Raw genomic sequence first — 22,997 nt, forward strand, 5'->3', positions numbered from 1 at the left:
GCCATGGACCCCGCGATGCCCCAGAAGGCGGTGACGCCGGGCCGGGCCGCGAACCGGGGGCCCGTCCGGCACCTCCTCCGCCCAGCGGTAGTGCTCGCTCTCCTGCACCTGGCAGAAGTACGGGGCGTTGAAGACCTCCTGGAAACCGATCACCTTCGCACCCTGCGCGGCGGCCGCTCCTCCGGCCCGGCGGCGGCGGTCCGCCGGATCGCCGCCGCGGGCGCCCTGGTGGCCCGTGCCGCCCCCGGCGTGCTGGCCACGTACGCGCTGCTCACCCTCGCGGTCGGCGCGCTGCCCGTGGCCACCGCCTGGCTGACCAAGCTGCTGCTGGACGGGCTGGGCACGGGAGCCCCGTCGGCACGGCTGATCGGCCTGGGCGCGGGACTCGCCGCGTCCGGGCTCGTGGCCGGTGCGGTGCCGCAGGTCACCCGCTACCTGCGGACCGAACTCGACCGCAGGGTCGGACTGCTCGCCGAGGACCGGCTGTTCACGGCGGTGGAGGGCTTCACCGGGCTGGGCAGGTTCGAGAACCCCCGGTTCCTCGACCGGCTGCGGCTCGCGCAGGGCTCCGGCGGAGGCACCCCGAACCAGGCCGTCGACGGCGCCGTCGGCATCACCCGGGCGGCCATCACCATCGGCGGCTTCCTCGGCTCGCTGTCCGTGCTCAGCCCCTGGATGACCGGCCTGGTGCTGGCCGCCGCCGTCCCCACCCTGGCGTCCGAGGTCGCGATGGCCCGCCGCAAGGCACGGACGCTCTGGGAGATCGGCCCGGTCGAACGCCGGCAGATGTTCTACAGCGAGCTGCTGTCCAGTGTGGAAGCGGCCAAGGAGATCCGGCTCTTCGGCACCGGCGCGTTCCTGCGCGGGCGCATGCTGGGCGACCGGCGCACCGCCAACGCCGCCAAGCGGGCGGTGGACCGGCGGGAGGCCCTGCTCCAGACGGCGCTCGGACTGCTGGCCGCGCTCGTCTCCGGCGGCGGCCTGCTGTGGGCGGTGACCGCCGCGCACGCCGGGACCCTGTCGTCCGGCGACGTCGTGATGTTCGTGGCCGCGGTGGCGGGCATCCAGAGCGCCCTGACGACCCTCGCGAGCGAAGTGGCCCGCGCGCACCAGGCGCTGCTGATGTTCGACCACTACCTCGCGGTGACCGGGGCGGGACCGGATCTCCCCACGCCCGTACGGCCGGTGGCGCTGCCGCCCCTGGCCCGCGGCATCGAGCTGCGCGACGTCTGGTTCCGCTATTCCCCGCAGCACCCCTGGGTGCTGCGCGGCGCCGGCCTCCGGCTCCGCCACGGCCAGGCACTGGCGCTCGTCGGGCTGAACGGTGCCGGGAAGTCGACACTGGTCAAGCTGCTGTGCCGGTTCTACGACCCCGACCGCGGCGCGATCCTGTGGGACGGCGTCGACATCCGCACCGTCGACGTGGCGGAGCTGCGCCACCGGATCGGCGCCGTGTTCCAGGACTACATGCACTACGACATGACGGCCGCGGAGAACATCGCCCTCGGCGACCTCACCGCGCTCGACGACCGCCCCCGGCTGCAGGGCGCGGCGGAGCGCGCCGGAATCCACGCCAGGCTCGCCGCGCTGCCGTACGGCTACGACACGCTGCTGTCGCGGAGGTTCTTCATGGAATCCGACAAGGACAACCCGGAGACCGGGGTCGTGCTCTCCGGCGGCCAGCGGCAACGCCTCGCGCTCGCCCGCGCGTTCCTGCGCGACCGGCGCGACCTGATGATCCTCGACGAGCCCTCCGCCGGGCTGGACGCCGAGGCGGAACACGAGATCCACACCGCGCTGCGGCAGCACCGCGGCGAGCGGACCAGCCTGCTCATCTCCCACCGGCTCGGAGCGGTGCGCGACGCCGACGTCATCGCCGTGCTGGAGGACGGACGCGTCGTGGAGCAGGGCTCGCACGCCCGGTTGATCGGCGCCGGCGGACGTTACGCCCGGCTCTTCGCCCTGCAGGCGGAGGGCTACCGGGCAGGCGCGCCCGCGTTCACGGGGGAGCCCCGGTGAGGGGGTGGATGCCGCTCGCGGGCGCGGCGACGGCGGTGGCCGCCCTGGGCCTGGCCGCCCTTGTGGCGTGGGTGCGCGGGCTGGTCGTGGTGACCGTCCGCGGTGCGAGCATGTGGCCCGCCTTCCAGGACGGCGACCGGGTTCTGGTGCGCCGCGGGCCGCGTCCCGCGGTGGGCCAGGTGGTGGTCGCCGAGCGGCCGGTGCGGGGCGGCGGCTGGCCGGGCCCGCCCGTACGGTCCGCGGCCGGTGCGGCCGAGGTACGCGGGCGGGAATGGCTGATCAAGCGGGTGGCCGCGGTGCCCGGCGACCCGGTGCCGCGCGACCGGGCCCGCTCCCTGGCCGCGGTGCCGGAGGACCGCGTGCCACCGGGCAGGCTCGTCCTGCTCGGGGACAACCGGACGGTGAGTTTCGACTCGCAGGACGTGGGCTACTTCCCCTCAGACAGGGTGCTGGGCAGGGTCCTCAACCGGCACGCTAGCGGCCCTGCAGGGCCCTCGCGTTGTCGCCGAAGGTCCACCCCCGCGAACCGTCCCAGTTGAGGGACCAGGTCATGAGCCCCTTCAGCCCGCCGCCGTAGGCGCGCCACGCCTGGGCCACCAGGTCCGGCGACATATAGCCGCCTCCGGCGCCGGGCTGGGCGGGCAGGCCCGGGACCTGCTTGTCGTAGGGCACCTTGACGGTGGTGCCCTGGACGACCAGCCCCCTGTTCAGGCAGTCCGTCTGCGCGGTGAATCCCTCGACGGTCCCGGCGGAGTACGAGTCGCCGGAGCAGCCGTACATGTTGCCGTTGTAGTACTGCATGTTCAGCCACCAGAGGCGGCCGTTGTCGGCGTATTTCTTCACGATCGGCAGGTACGCGCCCCAGATCGAGCCGTAGGTCACGCTGCCTCCGGTGACATAGGCCGTTTCGGGGGCCATCGTCAGGCCGAACCCCGGCGGCATCCGGTCGAGAACGCCGTCGATGATGTGGACGAGATTGGCCTGCGAGTCCGACAGCGTGGTGATGTCGCCACTGCCCGTCAGGCCGGTCTCGATGTCGATGTCGATGCCGTCGAAGTTGTACTTCTGGAGAATCGGCACCACCGTCTCGACGAAGCGGTCGGCGACCGTACGGGAACTCAGGTCTATTCCGGCCGCCGCGCCGCCGATGGACAGCAGGACAGTGGCACCGGCCGCTTTCGCCAGGCACATCTCGGCGGGGGTCGCGACTTTCACCGTCGCGTCCATTCCGTCCTCCCACAGGACCGTGCCGTCCGAGCGGATGACCGGGAAGGCCGCGTTGAGGACGTTGTAGCCGTGGGCGCCGATACGGGAATCGGTGACCGGTATCCAACCCAGCGGTGGATGAACGCCGTTGGCCGCTCCGTCCCAGTTCTCCCAATAGCCCTGGAGCACCGGCCCCGAAGGTCTCGGTTTCACCGCGCAGGTGTCGTCGCGCGGTTGGTCCGCCGCCGCGGCGGCCGGCAGGTGTACGGCGAAGGCCAGGGCCAGACAGGCCCCCAGCAGACGCGCCGTCCGACCGATCATGCTGCCTCCCCTTCACGTCCCCGCCGTGGTGCCGCCGAGGTTCCGGAGAACGTAAAGCGGCCCCGAAGGGCCGTCAATAGGTATGGACCAAAGCGGTTCAACGTGGGCGCGCGGCGGCCTTCTTCGGGCCGGTTCCACGATGCGATCACCTGTCTACAGAAATAGCGGAAATTTGTGCGAAGATTCCGCTTCCCGGCCCGTGCGGGCCGGGTGACAAGGGGAAACATTGTGATACCAGCGACGTTCAGATCCGCTGCGGTGGCGGCACTGACGGTGGCAGTGTCGGCCGTGCTCCTGCCGGCCTCGGCGGCGAACGCGGCGACGCAGCCGCGCGTGGACAAGGACACGGAGAAGTCCTTCGCCATTGTCGCCGACGCCGTGCTGACGGAGCGCACGGAGGCGCTCGTGGACGCCAAGCCGGCGCGGCGGGCCGCGCCGAAGGCCGACAAGAAGGTGCGGCTCTCGGCGGGCCTGGCCCGGACCGAGGACGGCTCGCTGTCCTCGCTGCGGACCCGCAAGCAGCGGCTCGCCTCCCTGGGCGAGGTGTACGCCGCCGCCGACACCAAGGTCTCCACGGACAAGGTGCGGGTCAAGGACGGGCGTGCCACGGTCCAGGTGACCGAGACCACCGTCTTCACCTACAAGAAGGTCCGCGGTGACGAGCCGACGACGACCGGCTTCCGGGCGCACCACGAGCTGAACTTCACCGCCGCCAAGGGCGGTGCGTGGGAGCTCACGGGCATCCGTCCCACGGACGCCGGGCCCCGGCCGGTCAACCAGCCCGCGACCAAGCCGGTCGCCGCGGCCCCCGCCACGCCGCAGGAGGCGAAGCCCGCCTCCATCGACCGGCCGTGGCGGCAGTCGCAGCCGAAGACGAGCACCACGTACGACTACAAGGCCATGGCGGCCTACGCGGAGAAGTACTGGAGCAACTACAACCCCGCGTACCGGAAGTTCAACGACGAGGGCGGGGACTGCACCAACTTCATCAGCCAGGCCCTGAAGGCCGGCGGCTGGAAGGCCGCGCCCGGCCCGACCGAGGCCAATCACAGCTGGTGGTACGACTCCACCAACCAGTCGACCTCCTGGGTCGGCGCCAACGAGTGGTCGTGGTACGCGATGCAGTCCCAGCGCGTGACCAGCCTGGACAACGTCTACGACCTCGGTGTCGGCGACATCCTGCAGATGGACTTCGACGGTGACGGGTCCAAGGACCACTCCATGATCACCACTTATCGGAGCAGGAGCGGCGTCCCATACCTGACTTACCACTCGACCAACACGTTCCGGAAGTCGGTGGCGAGCATCATCGCCTCGTACCCGGACGCGGTCTACTACGCGTACCGCACCTGATCCCCGCCGGGCCCCGGCCCGGTGACCGTACGTGGGCCCCGCCGTGATGAGGCGGGGCCCACGTCGCGTCGTGGACCCCGGCAACAGGGGCTTCCCGGTCAAGGGCGGCGCTGGTGGAAAGCGGTGCGGTAGGCATGCGGGGAGGTGCCCGCGTGGCGGGCGAAATGGTGCCGCAGCGTGGCCGGAGAGCCGAAGCCCGGGTGGTCGGCGATCTGCTCGACGGACAGGCCGGTGGTCTCCAGGAGCTGCTGGGCGCGGTGGATGCGGGCGCGCAGCAGCCATTGCAGGGGAGTGGTGCCGGTCTGGGCGCGGAAGTGCCGGTTGAGACTGCGCACGCTCATCGCGGCGTGCTCGCCGATGTCCCTCAGCGTGAGCGGCCAGTGCAGATTGGCCTCCATCCACTCCAGGACCGGCTGGAGGGCGGTGGATCCGGCCGCGGGCCGGGGGTGCTCGATGTACTGGGCCTGGCCGCCGTCCCGTTGCAGCGGCATGACGGTACGGCGGGCGGTGGCGGCCGCCAGGTCCGCGCCGAGGTCGCACCGGACGAGGTGCAGGCACAGGTCGAGCCCCGCGGCCACCCCCGCCGAGGTGATCAGACGCCCCTGGTCGACGAAGAGCACGCCCGCGTCGACCTCGACGTCCGGATGACGGCGGGCGAGTTCGTCGGCGTACTGCCAGTGCGTGGTGGCCCGGTGCCCGTCCAGCAGCCCGGTCGCGGCGAGCGTGAAGGCCCCGACGCACACCGACGCCAGCCGCGCCCCGGCCTCCGCCGCCCGCCGCAGCGCCCCGGTCACCGCGCGGGACGGCGGGGCGAGGAAGCCGGAGTGGCCGGGAACGACCACGGTGTCGGCCCCGTCCAGCCCGCCCAGGCCGTACGGCGTACGCATCCGGAACGCGACGTACGCGACGTCCGTGGTCACCGTCCCGCCCGGGGCGCAGACGCGGATCTCGTAGTGCGAGGCCCCGGCCGCCTGATTGGCGGTGCCGAAGACCTGGCCGGGCACGGACAGCTCGAAGGGGACGACGCCTTCGAGCGCGAGAACAGCCACCACAGTCATGGCCAGAATTTAGCGTGACCCGGCATTACGGCCACTGGCCGGGGTCGCGGCGGGGCAGCAGGATCGAGGACAACCCGCTGAACGCGAAGGAGTTCTCCCGTGACCCTCTCCCTGCCCGCCGTCTACGACGGCTTCGACCTGCCCCGTACGGAACTCGCGGTGAACGCCCTGCGCTTCGCGGAGGAGGCGGGCCCCGCCGTCGTCTTCCGGCACAGCGTGCGCAGCTACCTCTTCGCACGGGCGCTCGCCGACCACCAAGGGCTGAAAGCCGGGGCGGACTTCGACGGCGAGCTGGTGTTCCTGGGCTGTGTCCTGCACGACCTGGGACTGTCCGAGCGGGGCAACGGTGACCAGCGGTTCGAGGTGGACGGCGCCGACCTGGCCGCCCGCTTCCTGCGCGACCACGGCGCCGACGAGGAGGCCGTCACGGTGGTGTGGGATGCGATCGCCCTGCACACCTCGGACGGCATCGCCTCCCGCAAGGGCCCGGAGGTCGCCCTGACCCAGGCGGGCATCTCCGCCGACATCATGGGCCGCGACAAGGAGCGCCTGCCCGACGGCCTCGCCGACCGCGTCCACGCCGCCTTCCCCCGCGACGACCTCGCCTACGCGCTGACCGACCTGATCGTGCGGCAGGCGCTGGCCAACCCCGCCAAGGCGAGCCCCCTCGGCTTCCCCGGCCAGGCCCTGCGCCGTCACCTGTCCCACGGCGCGCTGCCCGACTGGTACGACCTGATCGCCGAGGCCGGCTGGGGCGACCGCCCCACCTCGCCCCTCCCGGAGCCGACGGCCTGACAGCGCCTCCGGTGCCGCCGGCCATCCGCAACCGACCGCCTCCGCGCCCTTCACCGCACGGCGGCCCGGGTGCCAGAATCCACCATGCAGAGCCATGACGCGGTGGTGGTCGGCAGCGGCCACAACGCACTGGTCACGGCGGCGTACCTGGCCCGTGCGGGCTGGGACGTCGCCGTCCTCGAAGGCAACGACCGGCCCGGCGGGCTCGTCCGCACCGAAGAGCTCACCGTCCCCGGCTTCCGGCACGACACCTATTCCTCGGCACACCCCCTGTTCACCTCCGGCCCCGCCTACGCCGAGCTCGGGCCGGAACTGGCCGCACTCGGCCTGACGTACCGCAACTCCCGTTACTGCATCGGCGTTTCGATGCCCGATGCCGGGACGGCCGTGTTCTCGACGGACGCCGAGGAGAACACGGCCGAGGCGGAACGCCTCGCACCGGGCGACGGCGCCGCCCTCACCGCGCTCCTGACGGACTTCGCCCCGTACTCCGGCCCGGTGTTCGGACTCCTCGCGGCCGAACTCGCCGACGTCGGCGCGGCGAACACCATCCACGGTCTGATGCGCGAGAACGGACACTACTCGCCCTTCGCCCAGCTGTTCCTCCGCACCGGCCGCGATCTCCTCGAACACCGTTTTTCCTCACCGGTGTTGCACGGCACACTGGCACCCTGGGCGCTGCACCTCGGCCGCGGGCCCGACGAGGTGAACAGCGCCTTCTGGATCATCATGGTGCTGCTCGCCGTGACCGCGGCCGGAATGCCCACGCCCGAGGGCGGCAGCGAGCGGCTCGCCCGAGCGCTGACAGCCCTGATCGAACAGCACGGCGGACAGGTCCGCACCGGACGGTGGGTCGACCGGATCCTCGTACGGGACGGGCGCGCCGTCGCCGTACGGACCGCCGACGGCGACATGGTGCGGGCCCGGAGGGCCGTCATCGCCTCCGTCAACCCCGACCAGCTGTACCTGAAGCTGCTCGCGCACGAGGACGGCGCGGTCCCGCCCGCCCTCCGGCGGCAGGCGGGCGACTACCGCTACGGGCGCGGCTGCGTCCAGATCCACCTGGCGCTCTCCGAACCACCCCGCTTCACCGACGAACGACTCGCCCGCACCGGGCAGTCGCACCTCACGGGCGGCCTCGACGCGCTGTCCCGCTCCGTCAACGAGGCGGTCCGCGGGCTGCTCCCGGGCGAACCGACGATCTCCTTCGACACGCCGTCCGCCGCGGACCCGACGCGCTGTCCGCCCGGCGCGGCCGTGGCCCGACTGCAGATGCTCGACATTCCGCTGCGGCTCCGGGGCGACGCCGCCGGGGAGATCGACACCGGCGACGGCTGGACCGAGGAGGTCAAGAACGCCTTCGCGGACCGGGTGATCGAGCTCGCCGGCCGGCACGCGCCGAATCTGCCCGGTGCCGTCCTCGGCCGCCATGTGATCGGCCCGGCGGACCTGGCCCGCTTCAACCCCAACTGCGGTCCGGGCGACCCCTACGGCGGCAGCCACGAGCTCGGCCAGAGCTACCTCCTGCGGCCGCTGCCCAGCCAGCCTTCGCACCGGACCGTCGTACCGAACCTGTACATGGTCGGCGCGGCGACCTGGCCCGGCCACGGCGTCAACGGCGGTTCCGGCCGTATCGTCGCGAAGGAGCTGATCGCCGGCGGCCTATCGGCCTGACGGCCGCCAATATCCGGGCACAGCACGCGGGTTGACTTTCCGGACGGGCCGCTCCTAGGGTCGAAAAAAGCTGGGCACTCCCAGGGTCGAAGAGCTTTTACCGGCATGATCGACGCGCGGCTACGCAGGGTGGTTGTACGCAGAAGCGACACCGCCGAAGTGGAGGGGGACGGCGATGAAGCGGGTACTCCTGACAACCGCTCCGAAAGAGGCACTGGTCGAGCCGGACGGAGTCGGCGGCAACTGGTACGACCGGACCGATACCTACATGGCCTGGACGTGTGCGGTGGACCTGGAGGACCGCCTTTCCGTCACCTGCCCGCCGACCGGACTCCGCTTCCTCAAGTACAACGTGCCCGATGTCGAGATCCTTGAATATCCGACCTGGCAGGAATATCTCGACGCGCTGAATTCCGAGGCGTGGGACATGGTGGGCGTCAGCTTCTACACCTGGTCCACACCGGTGGCGATCGAAATGGCCACGGCCGCGCGGGAGGCCGGCGTACCGGAGATCTGGGGCGGCAACTACGGCGTCCTCACACCCGGTCTCGACCGGCACTTCACCAAACTGGTGAAGGGCGCCGGGGAGTTCACGCTCCACCAGTATGTCTACGGCACGCCGCTGCCGCGGGTCCGGCACCCGGCGATGCTGGGGCAGAGCGGATTCCGTGGGATCAGCTCGCCGGTCGGGTATCTCTACTCCAAACGTGGCTGCAATATCGGTTGCACCTTCTGCTCGACGCCGATCTTCAATCCCAAAGAAGAAGCAATCTTCATGGAGGACATGTACGCGGCGCTCGACACGTACCGGGACGAGAAGGTCGCACATGTCGTCATCTACGACGAGAGTTTCCTCCTCACCAATCACCTGGCGGAGCAGGTCGTGGACGCCCTGGCGGAGCGCGAGCTGCCGTGGATCTGCCTCACCCGCGCCGACCTGATACGGGGGCGGATACCCGAGCTCACCGACCGCTATATGGACGGCGCGATCGTCGGCATCGAGTCCTACCGTGACAAGAACATCGCCGACGTCAAGAAGCGCGACGACGTCTACAACGTCAGGCAGACGGTGCGCGAGCTGATCGACAACGGGCGCCGGGCGCTCGGCACGTTCATGGTGGGATTCGCCGAGGACAGCATCGAGGACATGCAGTTCGACATCGAGCAGCTCAACGAGGAAGGGCTGTTCGCCTGTCAGCTGACCTTGCTGACGCCATTTCATGGCACCCGTCTCTACCGGCAGATGGAGCATCTGATCGACGAGCCGGACCTCAGCAAGCACGATCTCTACAACCTGGTGTGGAAGCACCCGAAGATGAACCGCAGCGAGGCGCGTGATCTGCTCGCCTGGGCCCAGCGCCGGGTCAACGACCCGACCCGCATCGCCACCAGGCTCAAGCAGGAGATGAAGGAGAAGGTGCGCAGGGAGTTCGCGCACCGGCACAACGCGGCGCAGGCCCGGCCGGCATGAAGAGTCTCGATATCCTCTGTGTCCAGCTGGGGTTCCACGATGCCTATCCCGACGCATCGACGCTGGCGACCACCTACAACGACGGCATCTACTACGTCGCGTCGTTCATCCAGCAGGAGTATCCGGACGCGCGGGTCGAGATGTGCCAGATGTTCTGGGGCGAGAAGCCCGAGGACTTTCCCCTCGCGCGCTACGACTACATCCTGATCTCGGCGCTCGCCACCCACTTCTGGTCGAACCTCGAGGCGCTGGAGCTGATCAAGCGCGCCAAGCGCCCCGGCTGCGTGGTCATCATGGGCGGTCCGCACGCCGCGTTCGCGCCCTACGAGGCATTGCGCTACGCCGATTACGCGGTGATCGCCGAGGGGGAGATCCCGTCCGTCCAGCTGATCAAGGCGCTGGAGGCCGGCGATCCCGTCTCCGACGTCGACAACCTGGCCTATATCGACGCCAAGGGCGAGCTGAGACTGAACAAGATCGCCCGTTATGGCAATATCGCCAACGCGATCAACCCTAAGCTCCTGGCGCGGGCGCCACAGCTGCACTGGGCGACGGTCTCGATGTCGCGCGGCTGCCCCTTCGACTGCTCGTTCTGCTACGCGATCCGGCTGCTCGGACGGCGGTTCCGCACCAAGACCGCGGAAGACGTGCGCGACGAGCTGGACGCCATCTACCGGCAGACCGGCTGCAACCGGTTCTACATCACGGATCTCAACTTCACCACCCGCAAGGGCTATTGCCGTGAGATTGCCGAGATATTACGCGACAGGAACTACAAGTTCATCGCGATGAGCCGGGTCAATCACGCGGACGACCTGGAGCTGGTTCTCGACCTCAAGCGGTCGGGATTCGACGAGTACTGCCTCGGGGTGGAATCGGAGGACCCGAGCGTCCTCCGGGCGTTCAACAAGCGTGTCGATCCCTCCGAACAGACCCGCCGCCTGCTGCGCTTCGCCGAGAACGACATAGCCATCCACTCCGCGATCATCTTCGGCCTGGACGTCCAGGACCGCCAGGCGATCGAGGCCACCGCGTACTGGTGCGCCGAGGCGCGCATCATGCACCCGGTCTTCGTATGCCTCGCGGAATACCCCTTCCAGGATCTGCTGTACGGGGCCCGGCAGGACATCGAGGACCACCGGATCATCATGGAGGTCCCCACCTACCAGCACTATTCGTTCGTCGGCATCTTCCCGCGCCATATGCGCCCCAGCGAACTGCAGCGCGGCATCCTCGACAGCTACGGGATCTTCTTCAAGCGGGCGTTCGAGATCGAGCAGCGGCCGCAACGGCGGGCCCGCCTCAAGTCGTACGCGCGCAGCGTCGAACGCGGCCGGGCCGGTATGGAGCAGCACATCCGCTTCCTGGAGGGACTCGAGAAGCCCTACTACACCACGTCCGGGACGCTGAAGGAGGACCTGCTGAAGGCCGACTTCGACACGCGGCACGGCGAGCTCCGCACCTGGCTGGCGCGGTCCTCCAAGCGCACCGATCTGCAGTTCGTGAAGGGGTACGCCCGGTGACGGAGGACTCCCGGCCGGAGACCGTCATCGATGCGCTGCTCGACGCGGCCGGCCGCACTCCGGACCGTTTGGCGTTCCGTGTGATCGAGAGGTCCGAGGAGGAGTTCGCACTCAGTTACGCGGACGTGTACCGCCTCGTCGGACAGACCGTGGCCGGACTTGAGGCGCACGGAATCGACGAAGCGGACCGCGTCGTCGTCGTCCTGCCCACTTCGCGCGACTTCCTCTCGGTCTATCTCGGCTGTCTGTACGCCGGGGTCGTGCCGGTCGTCGTGGCGGAGCCGATGGACGGCCGCACCGCGCACTACGCGGCGAACCTCCGCGGGCTCGTCGAGCACGCGCGGGCCGGACAGGTCGTCGCGGCACCGGAGTTGGAGAAGGTGCTCGCGCCGCTGCTGCCGATCCCGGTCCTGACACCGGGCGCGCTGCGCGACGCACCCCTCCACCCGGGCCCGCCGCGCGCGAGGCCCGCGTCGCTCGCCCATCTTCAGGCGACCTCCGGCTCGACCGGCGTGCCGAAACTGGCCATGGTCCGGCACGGCAACATCGTCGCCAATGTCCGGGCGATCGCCGGAGCGATCCGGGGCGGACCCGACGACTCGCTGGTGAGCTGGCTCCCCCTGTTCCACGACATGGGACTCATCGGGATCTCGTACGCGCTCTGCGCCCGGATCCCGATGGTGCTTTCGGACCCCGTCAACTTCCTGCGGAATCCGCTGTCATGGCTGCAATGGATCAGCCGCTACCGGGGAACTCTGTCGCCCGCGCCGAGCTCCGCGTTCCACATATGCGCGAGAGTCGCGAAGCGACGCCCGCCGGACGATCTCGACCTGTCGGCGTGGCGAGTCGCCCTGTGCGGCGCGGAGCCGGTGCACGAGAGCACGATGCGGGAATTCCAGGCGGCGTTCGGCCGCTTCGGCCTGCCCGAAACGACCCTCAGGCCCGTGTACGGGCTTGCGGAGGCGACGCTCGCGGTCACCATTTCCGACATCGGCCGACCGTACTCGGCCGACCGGGTCGACGCGGAGGCCGTGGCGGCGAGGGGGCGTGCCGAGCCCCGCTCGGCCGCGGACCCGCGCACCACGAGCACGATGTGCGTGGGCCGGGTGCTGCCCGGCCACGGTCTGCGGGTCGTCGACGGGAACGGGACGCCGTTGCCCGATCGCGAGATCGGCGAGATCGAGGTGTCCGGCCCCAGCGTGATCGACGGCTATCTCGCGGAGCCGGGCGACGAGGACACCGGTGCGGCCGATGGACAGTTCAAGCGGACGGACGGCTATCTCCGTACGGGCGACCTGGGGTATCAGGTCGACGGAGAGCTGTACGTCACCGGTCGCAGCAAGGACATCGTGATCATCTCGGGCCGGAACTATGTGCCCGACCAGATCGAGGCGTTCGTGGAGGCCGTCACGGAGAGTCCGCGGACCCCGGCGGTCGTCGCCGTCGGAGTCCCCGATCCCACGCTGCGGACCGAGCAGCTCCATCTCCTGCTCGACGAGCGGCTCGCCGACGGCCGTGACCGACGGGTCGTCACCGGCCGGGTGAGCGACGCGCTCGCGGAGGTGTTCGGCATCGGCGGTGTCACCTTCCACTGGGTCAGCCGAGCCGGGCTCCCCCGAACCACCAGCGGTAAGATCCAGCGCCATCTGTGCCGGAAGATGATCGAAGAAGAACGCCTCACCGCCCGCCAGTCCGCGACCGATTGAGAGGTGCACGCGATGCAGGACCAGGAGCTGTTCGAGAAGATTGTCGGGCATATCGGGGAGTTCGTGGAAGCCGATGTCTCCCATCTCACTCCGGATTCGCACCTTGCCACGTCCATCGAGGGGATGAGCTCGCTCAAGATGGTCGAGCTGCTTCTCTACATGGAGGAGTGTTTCGGGTTGGAGTTCGACGAATCCGCCATGGGCAGGTTCGAGACGATGCGGGATCTCGTGAACCACGTACGAGAGCTGCAGGACGCGCAGCAGCAGCGGGCGTGACGCGATCCCGCCCATGCGCCGACGCAGCGTAGTGGTCACCGGGATGGGCGTCGTCTGTCCGCTGGGCCCGACGGTCGACGATCTGTGGCAGGGCCTCCTCGCCGGGCGCTCGGGAATCGTGCCACTGACACGCTTCGACCCCGGCCGCTTCCGCAGCCGGTACGCCGGCCAGATCGACGACGCCGCTGTGACGTTCCCGCCGGGCCCGTTCCAGTTCGAGATCAAGCGAATGAGCGCGTTCGTGCGCTACGCGCTGTTCGCCGCGGACCGGGCGCTGGAGGACAGCGGCCTCCTCCCGACGACGGAGCACGACCGGGACCACGGCCGGAACACGGAGCACGACCGGAATGCCGGGGAGACGCCGCCGGGTCACCCGCCGGGCGGGGGCGTCTACTTCGGCGTGGCGATGGGGGGCCTGCCCAGCATCGAGGCCGGTGTCCTCAAGCAGGAGCGGCAGGATGCGCGGAAGACCAGCCCGTTCCTGATCCCCTCCCTCATCCCGAACATGGCGGCGAGCGCGATCGCGCTGCGCCACGGGATCGAGGAGGAGCAGATGACGATCGCCGGCGCCTGCGCGAGCGGCTGCCAGGCACTGGGCCAGGCGATGCGCGCGATCCGGTCCGGTGCCCGCACCTGGGCACTCGCCGGCGGGGCCGAGGCGGTGACCACGCCGATCACCTACTCCGGCTTCGAGGCGATGAACGCTCTCAGCCGGTGCGACGATCCGGCGATGACACCCCGGCCGTTCGACCGTGAACGGGACGGCATGATCGTCGGCGAGGCGGCCGCCGCGTTCGTACTGGAGGACCGCGCCCACGCCGAAGCGCGCGGCGCCGTGATCCACGGCGAGCTGACCGGCTTCGCCACGAACAGCGGTGCCGATGACATCGCCGGTATCTCGCCCCGCCACGCCGCGCGTTGCATGACCGGCGCTCTCGCCGACGCCGGGGTCGGGCCGGATGCGATCGACTGCGTGTTCGCGCAGGCCTCGGGCATGATCCAGGGCGATGCCGCCGAACTCGAAGCAGTGCGTTCCGTGACGGCCGACGCCCGCCGGAAGCCGGTCGTCACGTCGATCAAGGGACATACGGGATACACGTTCGCCGCGAACGGCCCGATGAACCTCGTCGGCGCGCTCATGGCACTTCGCCATCACACCGTGCCTCCGACCTTGAAACTCGAAAAGCCCGAGCCGTCGTTCGCCGATATCGACATCGCCCGCGAAGCCCGAGTGACAGAGGTGCGCCGTTGCCTGATCAACGCGTTCGGCTTCGGCGGGATCAACGCCGGCCTGATCGTGTCGCGCGCATAGCCTTGCCACCGCACTCGTAAGGAGCACTGTCATGGGTTCTTCGTCCACGCACTTCGAGAAGCTCACCCGTTGCTGCATGAACTGCAGGATCTCCCGGTTCCTGAACAAGACGATCACGATCGAGAAGGCCGGGGTCGCGCGCGTGGCCATTCCGTTCCACGGCGATCTCACCCAGAACTCGGACTTCCTGCACGCCGCCATGCTGTTCGAGGTCGGGGACACCGCCGGGTTCATGGCGGCCAACTCGATGGAGGAGACCTACAGCGTCCTCACGGTCGACTACCACATCAACCTGATCCGGCCGGTGCGGAAAGAGGGCATCTACGCCACCGGCGAGGTGGTGACCGCGGGGAAGAACATCTACGTCGCGCGCAGTGACATCCACGCCGACAGCGGCAAACTCGTGGCGGCCGGCCAAGGCACCTATATGGTGTCGAAGATCCTGCTCACCGACCTCGACGGCTACGACGACTGATCGCTCGACGCCTCAACGCCTCGTCAACCGGCAAGGATTCAAGGACTACCGAATGATCGAGACAGCCGACCACGACGGCATCGCCCTTCTGACGCTGCGTCACGGACCGGTGAACGCACTGGACCTGGAGCTGCTCACCGCCGTTCCCGAGACCCTGGCCGCCGTCGCCGACGCCCGCGCCGTCGTGCTGACCGGGAGCGGGCGCTCCTTCTCGGCAGGCGTGGATCTGAAGCGGACGGCCGATGGCGGGCCGCGGTACGTCGAGAAGTTCCTGCCGGCGCTGAGCCACGCGATGCTCACCCTGTTCGAGCACCCGAAGCCGGTCGTCGCCGCGGTGAACGGCCATGCCCTGGCGGGCGGATGCGTCCTGGCGGCCGCGTGCGACATACGGCTGATGTCGGGCGGCACCATCGGGCTCGCCGAGCTCGCCGCGGGTGTGCCGTTCCCCACGGTGCCCCTGGAGATCATGCGCCACGCCGTCGGCCCGGCCCTGGACGCGATGGTGCTCGGGGCCGGCCGGCTGGCCCCCGGTCAGGCCGCCTCGATCGGCCTGGTGCACGAGATCACCGAGCCCGATCGCCTGCTCGCCGCGGCACTGCGACGGGCGGAGGGCCTCTGCGCCGCCCCACCCGACGTGTACGCACTCTCCAAGCACCAGCTCCACCGCCCCGCCCGCGAGCGCATCGACGCCGCCCGGCCGTCGGAAGATCCCCAGGTCCTGAGGATCTGGAGCTCCGAGCGCACCGGCCGGACCCTGCGCGACTACCTCGCCTCCCTGGGCCGGGGCCGCCGGGAGGAGAAGGCCGCCCACAGTCCGGCCGTGTAACCGGTGGTCCACTACCTGAACAGGCGGTCCCCGCCGGTGGCCATGCGGTGGGTGGCGCTGTGGCGGTTCACCCAGTCACGGACGAGGCCGACGGCGTTGGCGCACTGCCGGCCGTTGCCGTACTCGCGCACCCCGGTGATGGCGCCGTAGCCCGCGATGATGCCGTCCACACGCGCGTCCCGTCCAGGGTGTCGACCCGGTGCGCGATGGCGTAGACCGCGTGACGCTGATCGGCCGCTGCCGCCGGGCCGGGGTCGTGCCGAGCGCGACGGCACCGATGATCCCGCACAGTGCCGCCATCAGCGCCGGTATCGTCCGCGGGCCGGCGCCATGTCCGAGGTGAGTGGTCAAGAAAGGCGCTCCTTCATGCCGGTTTCCCGAAGCGGACGCCCGAGTTGGCCCCATCGGACCGGGCGCTGAAGGCATGGAGAACGCCGCTCGGACACACGACTCGTTGTAGAGTGGTGAAACAGCCCTTGACCTGTGAGAACGCAGGCAGGGAGCCTAGATCCGGGAGTTCCTCCATGCTGCGCACCATGTTCAAGTCCAACATGTGACATCTGGGCGTTTTCGCAGGTCAGTGGCGTGATGGCGGGGCTCTGGTCAGCAAATGGTCAGCATCAGCCCCTTGGGTTGTTCACGGGGCACACCAGTCGGCAGTCGCGCATGTTGCTGGCGCAGGGCCGTGCCGGTGCGTCGTGACCACGGCTTTTGTGGCTTGGAACCCGACGTCGTTGGGGCCGTGCCCGGCCGTCCTCGCCGGTGACACGGGTGCAGTCATCCACCCGACGACGAAGGCAGCAACAGCCTCGTCTCCTTCGTTCAGGCGAAGCGATCGCTATTCCGGCAGCGGTTCGACCTCAGAGTTTCTAGCGTCGGCAGCAGTGTTTCGCTGGGCGAGAGGAATCGAACGTGACCGACCCTGCCGCAGGTGTGCGCCCACCCGCTATAGCGCGCCGGCTTCCCGGCCGGGCAAAGCGGCGCATGGACGTCCTACGCGAGTACGAGGAATTCAATTCCGATCGCCGCAGAGGGATTCCTGCGGTCCTGTGGCCGTTCCTCGCGCCGGACCCGGACCGGTACTACCGATGGCGGGTCCAGCTGGATTGCGCTTGCATCAAGGAGCTGCTGACACCGGACGACCGCACCCCGCCGAGCGAGAGGCAGTGGCGTGGCCTTGGGGAGGGTGAAGCATTGCCGCAGGGACAGGTGTACTGCCGGCACGACGATTCCGTCGATGCCCCCTACCGCGACATCATTGAGTGGGGAGAACGGCGAGAGGTGAGCTTTCCCGCCGATCCGGTGGAGCCACCCGAATGGGCCGAAGCCGACGTGTGGGCCGTGATCCGCCATCATGAAGCACACACGTCGGCCTTCTGGAAGGTAACGCTGGCCTGCGGACACGTCGAAGAGGTCGTAGCGCCAACCCTCGACTGGAAACCCGATGACGGGCCGCGCTTGGCCGAGGCCACAAGGGTGAAACAGATGATCGAGGAATTCGAGCAGGCCTGGGCCTCAGACCCGATGCTTCAACCCGAAGCCGAACGTGAACGCACCCGCCGGATGCTGGCGGCAGGCTGGCCGCGTCCAATGCCGGAACGGTCTTGCCATACCTGTCCCCACGCTCGCGCGATTGTCGCGTATCAGCACGTGGGCTGGCTCATTCCACGCAATGAGGCGCCGAAGCCCGAAAACCCGCCGCCGGCTCGCGCTGTCTTGGAGCGCCGACTTCGCCAGGCCGAGGCCGAGGCGGAACGGCTGCGAGCGCAGCTGGCCCGGCACGAGGAGCGACGGGACGCCTGACAGACGAGCCCCGGGACCTGCCGACACCTGGGACCAGGCGGCTCAGCGCGCTGAGGAGCACCGCACCCACCGGCATGACGCCATCCTCCGCGCGTGCAGGCCCTCCAGCTCATCGCCGAGAACTGGACTACCGTCCACGACCTCACGACTCGATCGGGCACGTCCTACTCCCAGCCCCATGAGCATTCTGGGGGCCAACTCCGAGACGTGTCGGCCCCCAGAGGTGTTGTGCGTCGACAGGCCCCTTCAGCGGTTCAACGCCGAGTCGAGGTGTTCCTGCACCGGCTCGAACAGGCCGTAGGGGATATACCGCGGGATCTCTGCATGGGCGACCCACGCCAGCTCGACGAGCTCGTCGGTGTCCGCCACGTGCGCATTACCGCCGACCACCTCGCAGGCGGTATACGACATCCGACGGCCGGTGGCCGGGTGGATCCGCTCGCCGAGCAGCTTCACCGCCTTCACGGCAAGCCCCGTCTCCTCCTGGGTCTCCCATACGGCGGCGTCCTCGAGGGCTTCGTTGGGCTCGACCTCGCCGGCCGGGAACTGCCAGGAGAGCTGGCCCTCGCTGACCCGCCGCCGGACCATCAGCACGCGGCCTTCGTACACCACGATGGCCGCGGCGATGCCCGGTCGCTCCTCAGCGCTTTGCTGCGTCACGTCTACTCCTCCAGGGGGCCGGGATGGGCCGGAAGATCGTATCGACGCCCAGCGCGCCAGTCAGCGGAAGAGCGGGATGCAGTCAGGCAGCCCCGCTATTCCGACAGGCACCACGCTCGCGCAACCCTGCCAGTCGGCCGCCTCTATGACCTCCTCGTGGGCGTCGTAGCGGTGGCCGTCCACGGAGATCCGGTGGACGCCGTTTGGGTGGTAGCCGAACTTTCGGGAGACCGCCCGGGAGGCGGCGTTGTCGGCGAAGGCGGTGGAGGTGACGCGGGCGGCGCCGAGGCCGTCGAAGGCGAGGGCCAGGGCTGCGGCGCGCATCTGGGTGCCGTAGCCGTGGCCCTGGAAGCGGCGGCCGAGCCAGAAGCCGGTCCGGGCCTCGCCGGTGATGGCGAAGTCGCGTGCGGAGAGGTTCTGCTGGCCGATGACCTGGCCGTCGTGGAAGACGGCCAGGAGCAGACGCCAGTTCTCGCGGGTCCAGTCGCCTCGCGCCCACCAGTGGTTCTGTACGACGTTCTTGGCCCGCTCGGCTGGCGGGGCGGAGGCCCAGGGCTGCGGGAAATACACAGCGCCGTCGGGGACGACCCCGTCGGCGGCCACCTGGGCGAGCGCGTCGAGATCGTCGTCCGAAGGGAGTCGCAGGACGAGGTCGGCAGTGGTGAGCTGTAGGGCGGTGAGGGGCCAGTGGCGCATACGTGGGCTCCGAGGGTTCAGGGCCCGTCGAGTCCGAAGACGGTGCCGAACGGGTCGATGAGCTGGCAGATGCGCCGGCCGGGCTCCACGTCGAGGGGGCCGCGGTGGTGGGTGCAGCCCGCTTCCAGGAGGCGCTTGCGTTCGGTGTCGAGGTCCTCGACGGACCAGTAAGGGACGGTGCTTCGCCCGTGGGCGTTGGCTTTGGGGGACGCCTGGTGGAAGCCGAACTCGAGTCCGTCGAGGTCGAGCCAGGCGTAGACGGCGGTGCCGTTGATGTCGAGCTTGACCTCGGCTTCGAAGATGTTGCCCCACCAGCGGGCGGTGGCTTCGGGGTCGTCGACGAAGACCATGACGGTGCGGATACCGCGCACTTGGGTTTCTCCTTGTGTCGGGGAGTGGCACGGTACCGCTGGGGTGGTCACTCGTGGGCGCCATGCAGGGAACGGAGGCCGGTGGCTGCGGCGAACGCTGCCAGGGCGCGTATGAGGTCGTGATCGTTCCAGTGGGAGCCGAGTTCTCGTGCGTGGTGCAGGTAGGCGTGGCGTACCCAGCGGGGGGACGTGTGCCCTTGCTGGTCAGCCATGTGGGCGAGGGTGATCAGGTCGGGCAGGCCGGTGATGTCCGGGCGGAGGGTTTCTGCGTCGATGAGGGCGAGGTGCCCGTCGGCGCGGCGGCGGACGTGTTCCGGCTTGAGGTCCAGGTGGCCGAGCGGTACGTGGCCGGGTCCGTGGGCATCGGTGACGAGCTGAAGGAGCTGGCGCCAGTCGTCGGGGCGGGTGATCCAGTCCGGGGACGGGGCCTCCAGGGCAGCCGTTGCGTGCCAGAGGGCCATGGTTTCGGCGACTTCGGGCTGCCAGCGGGAGGAGGCGGTGTGGATGCGGGCGACCGACCGGACCAGCTCGTCGAAGGCGTCGGCGCCCGAGAGGGTGACCTCCTCGCCGAGGTGGTCGACCAGCAGCGTGCGCGACGTATCGCAGGCACGGTGGAGGTCCGGCAGGACGTTCTCGTCGGCCAGGAGTTCGTAGGCGAGGACTTCGCCGAGGTAGCCAGCCTCGTCCGCGTGCCGCTTCAGGACCCGGCGGGGAGGGGCGCCGAGGGCGAAGACGGCTGTGCGGTAGCGGGCGGTCAGGCAGCGCACCGGTCCCGGCTCGCCCGCGTGGTGGCGCGCGAGGATCACGTACGCCTGGCGCTCGGCTGTGGCGTGGTTGGTGGTGAACGGGTTGGCCAGCCACCCGTCGGGCCGCGTGCGGGCGGCGCCGTCCAGCGGCCCGGCGGGAGCGGTGCTCATGCCGCGGTCTCCTGGGGGATGCCCAGGGTGGCCAGGCTGTGGGCGTAGCAGCGGGCGGCGAGGTCGGGCCGCTGGTGCTCGCCGTAGATCGCGAAGAGGGCATAGACCGGGGAGTCGAGGTTCTCGCCGATGTGCCAGCCCTGGTACGAGCCGCCGACGACGTCCCAGATCTGGGCGCGGCCGAGGAAGACGGCGGCGAAGTCCTGGAAGTAGATCTCGATGCCGAAGGGGTGGGCGGCCATGGCCTCTTCCCGGCTGGTCGTGGTGACCTTGTCCCAGGTGGGGCCGGTGATGTTCCAGGCGTACGAGTCGATCTCACCGGGGCGGCCGGGCGGGTCGAGGAGGCGCAGGACGGCGCGGTGCGCTCCGAGGGGGCCGGCGAGGTAGTCGTGGATGCTGGTGGCCAGGGCGCCGGTACGGGTGGCGATCAGCTCGCAGGCGAGCCGGGGAAGCTCCTCGGCCACTAGGGCGTCGGCCTTCTCCCACTCCTCCTTGGCCAGGGCCGGGGTGATGGGGGTCGGCTCGACGCGCTGAGGGGAGTCGAGGAAGTTGGCGAGTGCGGCGAGCGCGGACTTCTCCGCCACGGGGTCGGGGGTGACCCAGGGGACGCGGGAGGTGGTGACAGGACCGTCGCCCGCCCGGATGGTGAGGCGGTCGCCGGGGCGGGGGCCGTGGACGCGGAAGAGGTGCTGGAGCTCGTTCGCGGTCGCGGCCAGGGCCTTGTGGTCGGCATAGAGGAACGGGCCGTGGGGGCTGCGGGGTGCGGTGAAGCCGTTGCCGCACAGGGCGACGTCCCGTACGCCGTCCAGGGGCTTGAGGTAGTCGATGAGCAGGCCGTTGAGGATCTGGAGGCCGGTGGTGCGGTTGCGGGGGCCGTCCATGCCGGGCAGCAGGTTGTTGTCCGCTCCGAGCGCTCCGTACGGGACGGTCTGGGCGTTGTTGGAGACCACGGCGAGCCGGGGCGGGGCGAGGGTGCCCTGGGCCAGCTGCTCGATGTAGAGGTCGGAGACGTCGGCGTCGACGCCGATGAAGACGTCGTTGCCTGTGGTGCCGGACAGGCGGACCAGGGGCTGGGAGACGCGCTTCTCCCAGAAGAGGGTGCGGGCGCCCGCGGGGTAGAGGGTGATCTCGATGTCGCCGACGTTTAGCGGCTGGGTGTGGTCCACGCGGTGCACGGTGAAGCCCAGGGCTTCGATGGCGTCGGTGACGGCGGCCGGGGTGGTGGTGCCGGTGTAGACGGGCACCGTGCGGGCGAGGAGGTCGAGCGAGGGGAGGTGGAAGTGGTCCAGGTGCTCGTGGCTGAGGATCACCGCGTTCGGGCCGGGCATGCCCTGGGTGTCCACGGTGCGGGGCGGCCAGATCTCGAACTCCAGGCTCCCGGCTCCGAACGCGGGCGCGAGGATCGGGTCGAGGAGGACGGAGGAGAGGCCGTCGGTGATGTGCCAGGTCTGGTGGCCGAGGAAAGTCAGTTCCAGGCCGACGGGGGCTGCTGCCATGACGAACTCCTTTGCGCGGTCAGGAAGGGTGCGGGGGTGGCGCGGAGGGGGACAGCGGACGTCCCCCTCCGCACCTGTCTGCGGACCAGCAGGACCTACCGGTGGTAGGTGGTCGGGGAGTTGTGGGTCGTGCCGGTGGCGGCGAACGCCGTCACGCGCTGCTGGAGCCGGCGGACCGCCTCCGCGGTCACGGGCGCACTCGGCTTCGTCTGGGGCTTGGGTCGGTTCATGACGTGCCTCCATCACTTCGGTTTCTCGACGGTGCGGATGCAGCCGCCGTGCCCCGCCGCTGCAAGCGGCGGGTGGTCAGTGTTCGGCGGCGGACAGGAGACTGCCGACGACGGCACTGCAGAGGATCACGTAAACGATTACGGCGATCCGCTGCCTCACTGCGTCACCACCAAGTCCAGGTCCTTAGGCACCTGGTCGACGGCTGCTCTGTTGCGCCGCTGCCGCACCTGGCGCTCGATCAGCAGGACACGACAGACGCGGGCGAGGGCCCGCATGTGAATCCAGGCCCCGAGCCGCCCCTCGCCGGGCCCGTGCGACAGGAGAAGTTCGGCATCCGTACAGGCTTGGCTGCCACCGTCCCGCTCGCAGAGCAGGAGCTGGACGTAGCCGTGGGGAAGGGCCGTGGCCTCCCGTACGTCACCGCCCTGTATGCGGTAGGCGTTGGGCGTGAGGACGCGGGCGCACAGGGCGCGCATGGTGTCCGCGGGTACTGACGCCTGAGTCGTAGCCCTCGTCGTCATGCCGGGTGCCCCGCAGCCGCCTCCCGCATCCCAAGCGCCCAGTCCATCTGCGCGTACAGGACCTCCAGCTGGGCAGGGTCGAGGACCAGGGTCGTGATCTCCGTGGTGCCGTCGAGCCGGTGCAGCGACGCGATCGGCAGAGTGGCCTGCTGCTCGCCGTGGTTGTCCGTGATGTCGCGCCGGACCGCAGTTGCGTGGGTGATCACGAGGGCTCTCCCGGGGCTGTCTGAGCGGGGGATGGAGTTCAGTCAACTCCGGCGCCGGATCCCCGAACAGGGCATTCCACT

The 22,997-nt window shown here is 69.8% G+C and carries 24 protein-coding genes; 13 read left to right on the forward strand and 11 right to left on the reverse strand.

Features of this window, described 5'->3' with window-relative positions; translation table 11 throughout:
- The first annotated feature begins 249 nt into the window (after nucleotides 1–249).
- Together ACWD4A_RS11050 and ACWD4A_RS11055 are read left to right on the forward strand one after the other, a co-directional pair.
- On the forward strand, nucleotides 250–2,019 hold the full coding sequence (locus tag ACWD4A_RS11050; protein ID WP_451192396.1) for an ABC transporter ATP-binding protein: 1,770 nt from the start codon (nucleotides 250–252) through the stop codon (nucleotides 2,017–2,019).
- An 8-nt stretch (nucleotides 2,020–2,027) separates the two neighbouring features.
- Nucleotides 2,028–2,558: a S26 family signal peptidase gene (locus tag ACWD4A_RS11055; RefSeq protein ID WP_451192217.1), complete on the forward strand. Its 531-nt coding sequence runs from the start codon at nucleotides 2,028–2,030 to the stop codon at nucleotides 2,556–2,558.
- On the opposite strand, the gene ACWD4A_RS11060 is transcribed toward ACWD4A_RS11055, so the two are convergent.
- Complete coding sequence (locus ACWD4A_RS11060) at nucleotides 2,494–3,546, reverse strand: chitinase (RefSeq protein WP_451192219.1); 1,053 nt, start codon at nucleotides 3,544–3,546, stop codon at nucleotides 2,494–2,496. The two genes, ACWD4A_RS11055 and ACWD4A_RS11060, sit on opposite strands and share 65 nt — an antisense overlap.
- Nucleotides 3,547–3,834: 288 nt before the next feature.
- Here ACWD4A_RS11060 and ACWD4A_RS11065 point away from each other — a divergent pair, with 288 nt between their 5' ends.
- A complete protein-coding gene (locus ACWD4A_RS11065; protein ID WP_451192221.1) occupies nucleotides 3,835–4,899 on the forward strand; it encodes an amidase domain-containing protein in 1,065 nt (354 codons plus the stop codon).
- Nucleotides 4,900–4,997: 98 nt separating this feature from the next.
- On the opposite strand, the gene ACWD4A_RS11070 is transcribed toward ACWD4A_RS11065, so the two are convergent.
- Nucleotides 4,998–5,957 carry a GlxA family transcriptional regulator gene (locus tag ACWD4A_RS11070; protein ID WP_451192223.1) on the reverse strand — a complete coding sequence of 320 codons (960 nt, stop codon included), beginning with the start codon at nucleotides 5,955–5,957 and terminating at the stop codon, nucleotides 4,998–5,000.
- A 99-nt stretch (nucleotides 5,958–6,056) separates the two neighbouring features.
- Here ACWD4A_RS11070 and ACWD4A_RS11075 point away from each other — a divergent pair, with 99 nt between their 5' ends.
- The 9 genes from ACWD4A_RS11075 (at nucleotide 6,057) to ACWD4A_RS11115 (ending at nucleotide 16,015) form a co-directional block, all read left to right on the forward strand.
- On the forward strand, nucleotides 6,057–6,752 hold the full coding sequence (locus ACWD4A_RS11075; RefSeq protein ID WP_451192225.1) for an HD domain-containing protein: 696 nt from the start codon (nucleotides 6,057–6,059) through the stop codon (nucleotides 6,750–6,752).
- 84 nt (nucleotides 6,753–6,836) lie between these two features.
- Nucleotides 6,837–8,426 (forward strand): phytoene desaturase family protein, encoded by a 1,590-nt coding sequence (locus ACWD4A_RS11080; RefSeq protein WP_451192226.1) that lies wholly within the window; start codon nucleotides 6,837–6,839, stop codon nucleotides 8,424–8,426.
- Between the two features lie 175 nt (nucleotides 8,427–8,601).
- Nucleotides 8,602–9,897 (forward strand): B12-binding domain-containing radical SAM protein, encoded by a 1,296-nt coding sequence (locus tag ACWD4A_RS11085; protein WP_451192228.1) that lies wholly within the window; start codon nucleotides 8,602–8,604, stop codon nucleotides 9,895–9,897.
- A complete protein-coding gene (locus ACWD4A_RS11090; RefSeq protein ID WP_451192230.1) occupies nucleotides 9,894–11,420 on the forward strand; it encodes a B12-binding domain-containing radical SAM protein in 1,527 nt (508 codons plus the stop codon). Before ACWD4A_RS11085 ends, ACWD4A_RS11090 begins: the two co-directional genes overlap by 4 nt.
- A complete protein-coding gene (locus ACWD4A_RS11095) occupies nucleotides 11,417–13,126 on the forward strand; it encodes an AMP-binding protein (RefSeq protein WP_451192232.1) in 1,710 nt (569 codons plus the stop codon). Before ACWD4A_RS11090 ends, ACWD4A_RS11095 begins: the two co-directional genes overlap by 4 nt.
- 12 nt (nucleotides 13,127–13,138) lie before the next feature.
- Nucleotides 13,139–13,402, forward strand: coding sequence for an acyl carrier protein (locus ACWD4A_RS11100; protein WP_451192233.1), 264 nt, complete (start codon nucleotides 13,139–13,141; stop codon nucleotides 13,400–13,402).
- 13 nt (nucleotides 13,403–13,415) lie between these two features.
- Nucleotides 13,416–14,714, forward strand: coding sequence for a beta-ketoacyl-[acyl-carrier-protein] synthase family protein (locus ACWD4A_RS11105; RefSeq protein WP_451192235.1), 1,299 nt, complete (start codon nucleotides 13,416–13,418; stop codon nucleotides 14,712–14,714).
- Nucleotides 14,715–14,745: 31 nt separating this feature from the next.
- Complete coding sequence (locus ACWD4A_RS11110) at nucleotides 14,746–15,189, forward strand: PaaI family thioesterase (protein ID WP_451192236.1); 444 nt, start codon at nucleotides 14,746–14,748, stop codon at nucleotides 15,187–15,189.
- 52 nt (nucleotides 15,190–15,241) lie between these two features.
- Nucleotides 15,242–16,015, forward strand: coding sequence for an enoyl-CoA hydratase/isomerase family protein (locus ACWD4A_RS11115; protein WP_451192238.1), 774 nt, complete (start codon nucleotides 15,242–15,244; stop codon nucleotides 16,013–16,015).
- An 11-nt stretch (nucleotides 16,016–16,026) separates the two neighbouring features.
- On the opposite strand, the gene ACWD4A_RS11120 is transcribed toward ACWD4A_RS11115, so the two are convergent.
- Nucleotides 16,027–16,185, reverse strand: a complete 159-nt coding sequence (locus ACWD4A_RS11120; RefSeq protein WP_451192240.1) for a hypothetical protein — start codon at nucleotides 16,183–16,185, stop codon at nucleotides 16,027–16,029.
- A gap of 742 nt (nucleotides 16,186–16,927) precedes the next feature.
- Between ACWD4A_RS11120 and ACWD4A_RS11125 the strand changes: the two genes are divergently transcribed.
- Complete coding sequence (locus ACWD4A_RS11125; RefSeq protein ID WP_451192241.1) at nucleotides 16,928–17,818, forward strand: hypothetical protein; 891 nt, start codon at nucleotides 16,928–16,930, stop codon at nucleotides 17,816–17,818.
- A 246-nt stretch (nucleotides 17,819–18,064) separates the two neighbouring features.
- On the opposite strand, the gene ACWD4A_RS11130 is transcribed toward ACWD4A_RS11125, so the two are convergent.
- The 8 genes from ACWD4A_RS11130 to ACWD4A_RS11165 all read right to left on the reverse strand — a co-directional run bounded on the left by ACWD4A_RS11130 (nucleotide 18,065) and on the right by ACWD4A_RS11165 (nucleotide 22,916).
- Nucleotides 18,065–18,478: an NUDIX hydrolase gene (locus ACWD4A_RS11130; RefSeq protein ID WP_451192243.1), complete on the reverse strand. Its 414-nt coding sequence runs from the start codon at nucleotides 18,476–18,478 to the stop codon at nucleotides 18,065–18,067.
- Between the two features lie 60 nt (nucleotides 18,479–18,538).
- Nucleotides 18,539–19,174: a GNAT family N-acetyltransferase gene (locus ACWD4A_RS11135; protein WP_451192245.1), complete on the reverse strand. Its 636-nt coding sequence runs from the start codon at nucleotides 19,172–19,174 to the stop codon at nucleotides 18,539–18,541.
- A 17-nt stretch (nucleotides 19,175–19,191) separates the two neighbouring features.
- Nucleotides 19,192–19,545 carry a VOC family protein gene (locus tag ACWD4A_RS11140; RefSeq protein WP_451192247.1) on the reverse strand — a complete coding sequence of 118 codons (354 nt, stop codon included), beginning with the start codon at nucleotides 19,543–19,545 and terminating at the stop codon, nucleotides 19,192–19,194.
- 47 nt (nucleotides 19,546–19,592) lie between these two features.
- The gene (locus tag ACWD4A_RS11145) at nucleotides 19,593–20,462 is read right to left on the reverse strand and encodes a hypothetical protein (protein ID WP_451192249.1); all 870 of its coding nucleotides are present in this window, start codon (nucleotides 20,460–20,462) and stop codon (nucleotides 19,593–19,595) included.
- Nucleotides 20,459–21,958: an MBL fold metallo-hydrolase gene (locus tag ACWD4A_RS11150; RefSeq protein ID WP_451192251.1), complete on the reverse strand. Its 1,500-nt coding sequence runs from the start codon at nucleotides 21,956–21,958 to the stop codon at nucleotides 20,459–20,461. The genes ACWD4A_RS11145 and ACWD4A_RS11150 overlap by 4 nt, the downstream gene beginning before the upstream one ends.
- A gap of 95 nt (nucleotides 21,959–22,053) precedes the next feature.
- The gene (locus ACWD4A_RS11155; protein ID WP_266906427.1) at nucleotides 22,054–22,188 is read right to left on the reverse strand and encodes a hypothetical protein; all 135 of its coding nucleotides are present in this window, start codon (nucleotides 22,186–22,188) and stop codon (nucleotides 22,054–22,056) included.
- Between the two features lie 156 nt (nucleotides 22,189–22,344).
- Nucleotides 22,345–22,710 (reverse strand): DUF6415 family natural product biosynthesis protein, encoded by a 366-nt coding sequence (locus ACWD4A_RS11160; RefSeq protein ID WP_451192254.1) that lies wholly within the window; start codon nucleotides 22,708–22,710, stop codon nucleotides 22,345–22,347.
- A complete protein-coding gene (locus ACWD4A_RS11165) occupies nucleotides 22,707–22,916 on the reverse strand; it encodes a hypothetical protein (protein ID WP_352335751.1) in 210 nt (69 codons plus the stop codon). Before ACWD4A_RS11165 ends, ACWD4A_RS11160 begins: the two co-directional genes overlap by 4 nt.
- Nucleotides 22,917–22,997: the final 81 nt, after the last annotated feature.

It is taken from the genome of Streptomyces sp. NPDC002537 (genome assembly GCF_053594975.1).

What these genes read in the sequence shown, in the direction of transcription:
- ACWD4A_RS11055 (WP_451192217.1), top strand. Translation starts at nt 2,028, where the DNA reads ATGCCGCTCGCGGGCGCGGCGACGGCGGTGGCCGCCCTGGGCCTGGCC.
- ACWD4A_RS11060 (WP_451192219.1), bottom strand. Translation starts at nt 3,546, where the DNA reads ATGATCGGTCGGACGGCGCGTCTGCTGGGGGCCTGTCTGGCCCTGGCC.
- ACWD4A_RS11070 (WP_451192223.1), bottom strand. Translation starts at nt 5,957, where the DNA reads ATGACTGTGGTGGCTGTTCTCGCGCTCGAAGGCGTCGTCCCCTTCGAG.
- ACWD4A_RS11080 (WP_451192226.1), top strand. Translation starts at nt 6,837, where the DNA reads ATGCAGAGCCATGACGCGGTGGTGGTCGGCAGCGGCCACAACGCACTG.
- ACWD4A_RS11085 (WP_451192228.1), top strand. Translation starts at nt 8,602, where the DNA reads ATGAAGCGGGTACTCCTGACAACCGCTCCGAAAGAGGCACTGGTCGAG.
- ACWD4A_RS11090 (WP_451192230.1), top strand. Translation starts at nt 9,894, where the DNA reads ATGAAGAGTCTCGATATCCTCTGTGTCCAGCTGGGGTTCCACGATGCC.
- ACWD4A_RS11100 (WP_451192233.1), top strand. Translation starts at nt 13,139, where the DNA reads ATGCAGGACCAGGAGCTGTTCGAGAAGATTGTCGGGCATATCGGGGAG.
- ACWD4A_RS11105 (WP_451192235.1), top strand. Translation starts at nt 13,416, where the DNA reads ATGCGCCGACGCAGCGTAGTGGTCACCGGGATGGGCGTCGTCTGTCCG.
- ACWD4A_RS11110 (WP_451192236.1), top strand. Translation starts at nt 14,746, where the DNA reads ATGGGTTCTTCGTCCACGCACTTCGAGAAGCTCACCCGTTGCTGCATG.
- ACWD4A_RS11115 (WP_451192238.1), top strand. Translation starts at nt 15,242, where the DNA reads ATGATCGAGACAGCCGACCACGACGGCATCGCCCTTCTGACGCTGCGT.
- ACWD4A_RS11135 (WP_451192245.1), bottom strand. Translation starts at nt 19,174, where the DNA reads ATGCGCCACTGGCCCCTCACCGCCCTACAGCTCACCACTGCCGACCTC.
- ACWD4A_RS11145 (WP_451192249.1), bottom strand. Translation starts at nt 20,462, where the DNA reads ATGAGCACCGCTCCCGCCGGGCCGCTGGACGGCGCCGCCCGCACGCGG.
- ACWD4A_RS11150 (WP_451192251.1), bottom strand. Translation starts at nt 21,958, where the DNA reads ATGGCAGCAGCCCCCGTCGGCCTGGAACTGACTTTCCTCGGCCACCAG.
- ACWD4A_RS11155 (WP_266906427.1), bottom strand. Translation starts at nt 22,188, where the DNA reads ATGAACCGACCCAAGCCCCAGACGAAGCCGAGTGCGCCCGTGACCGCG.
- ACWD4A_RS11160 (WP_451192254.1), bottom strand. Translation starts at nt 22,710, where the DNA reads ATGACGACGAGGGCTACGACTCAGGCGTCAGTACCCGCGGACACCATG.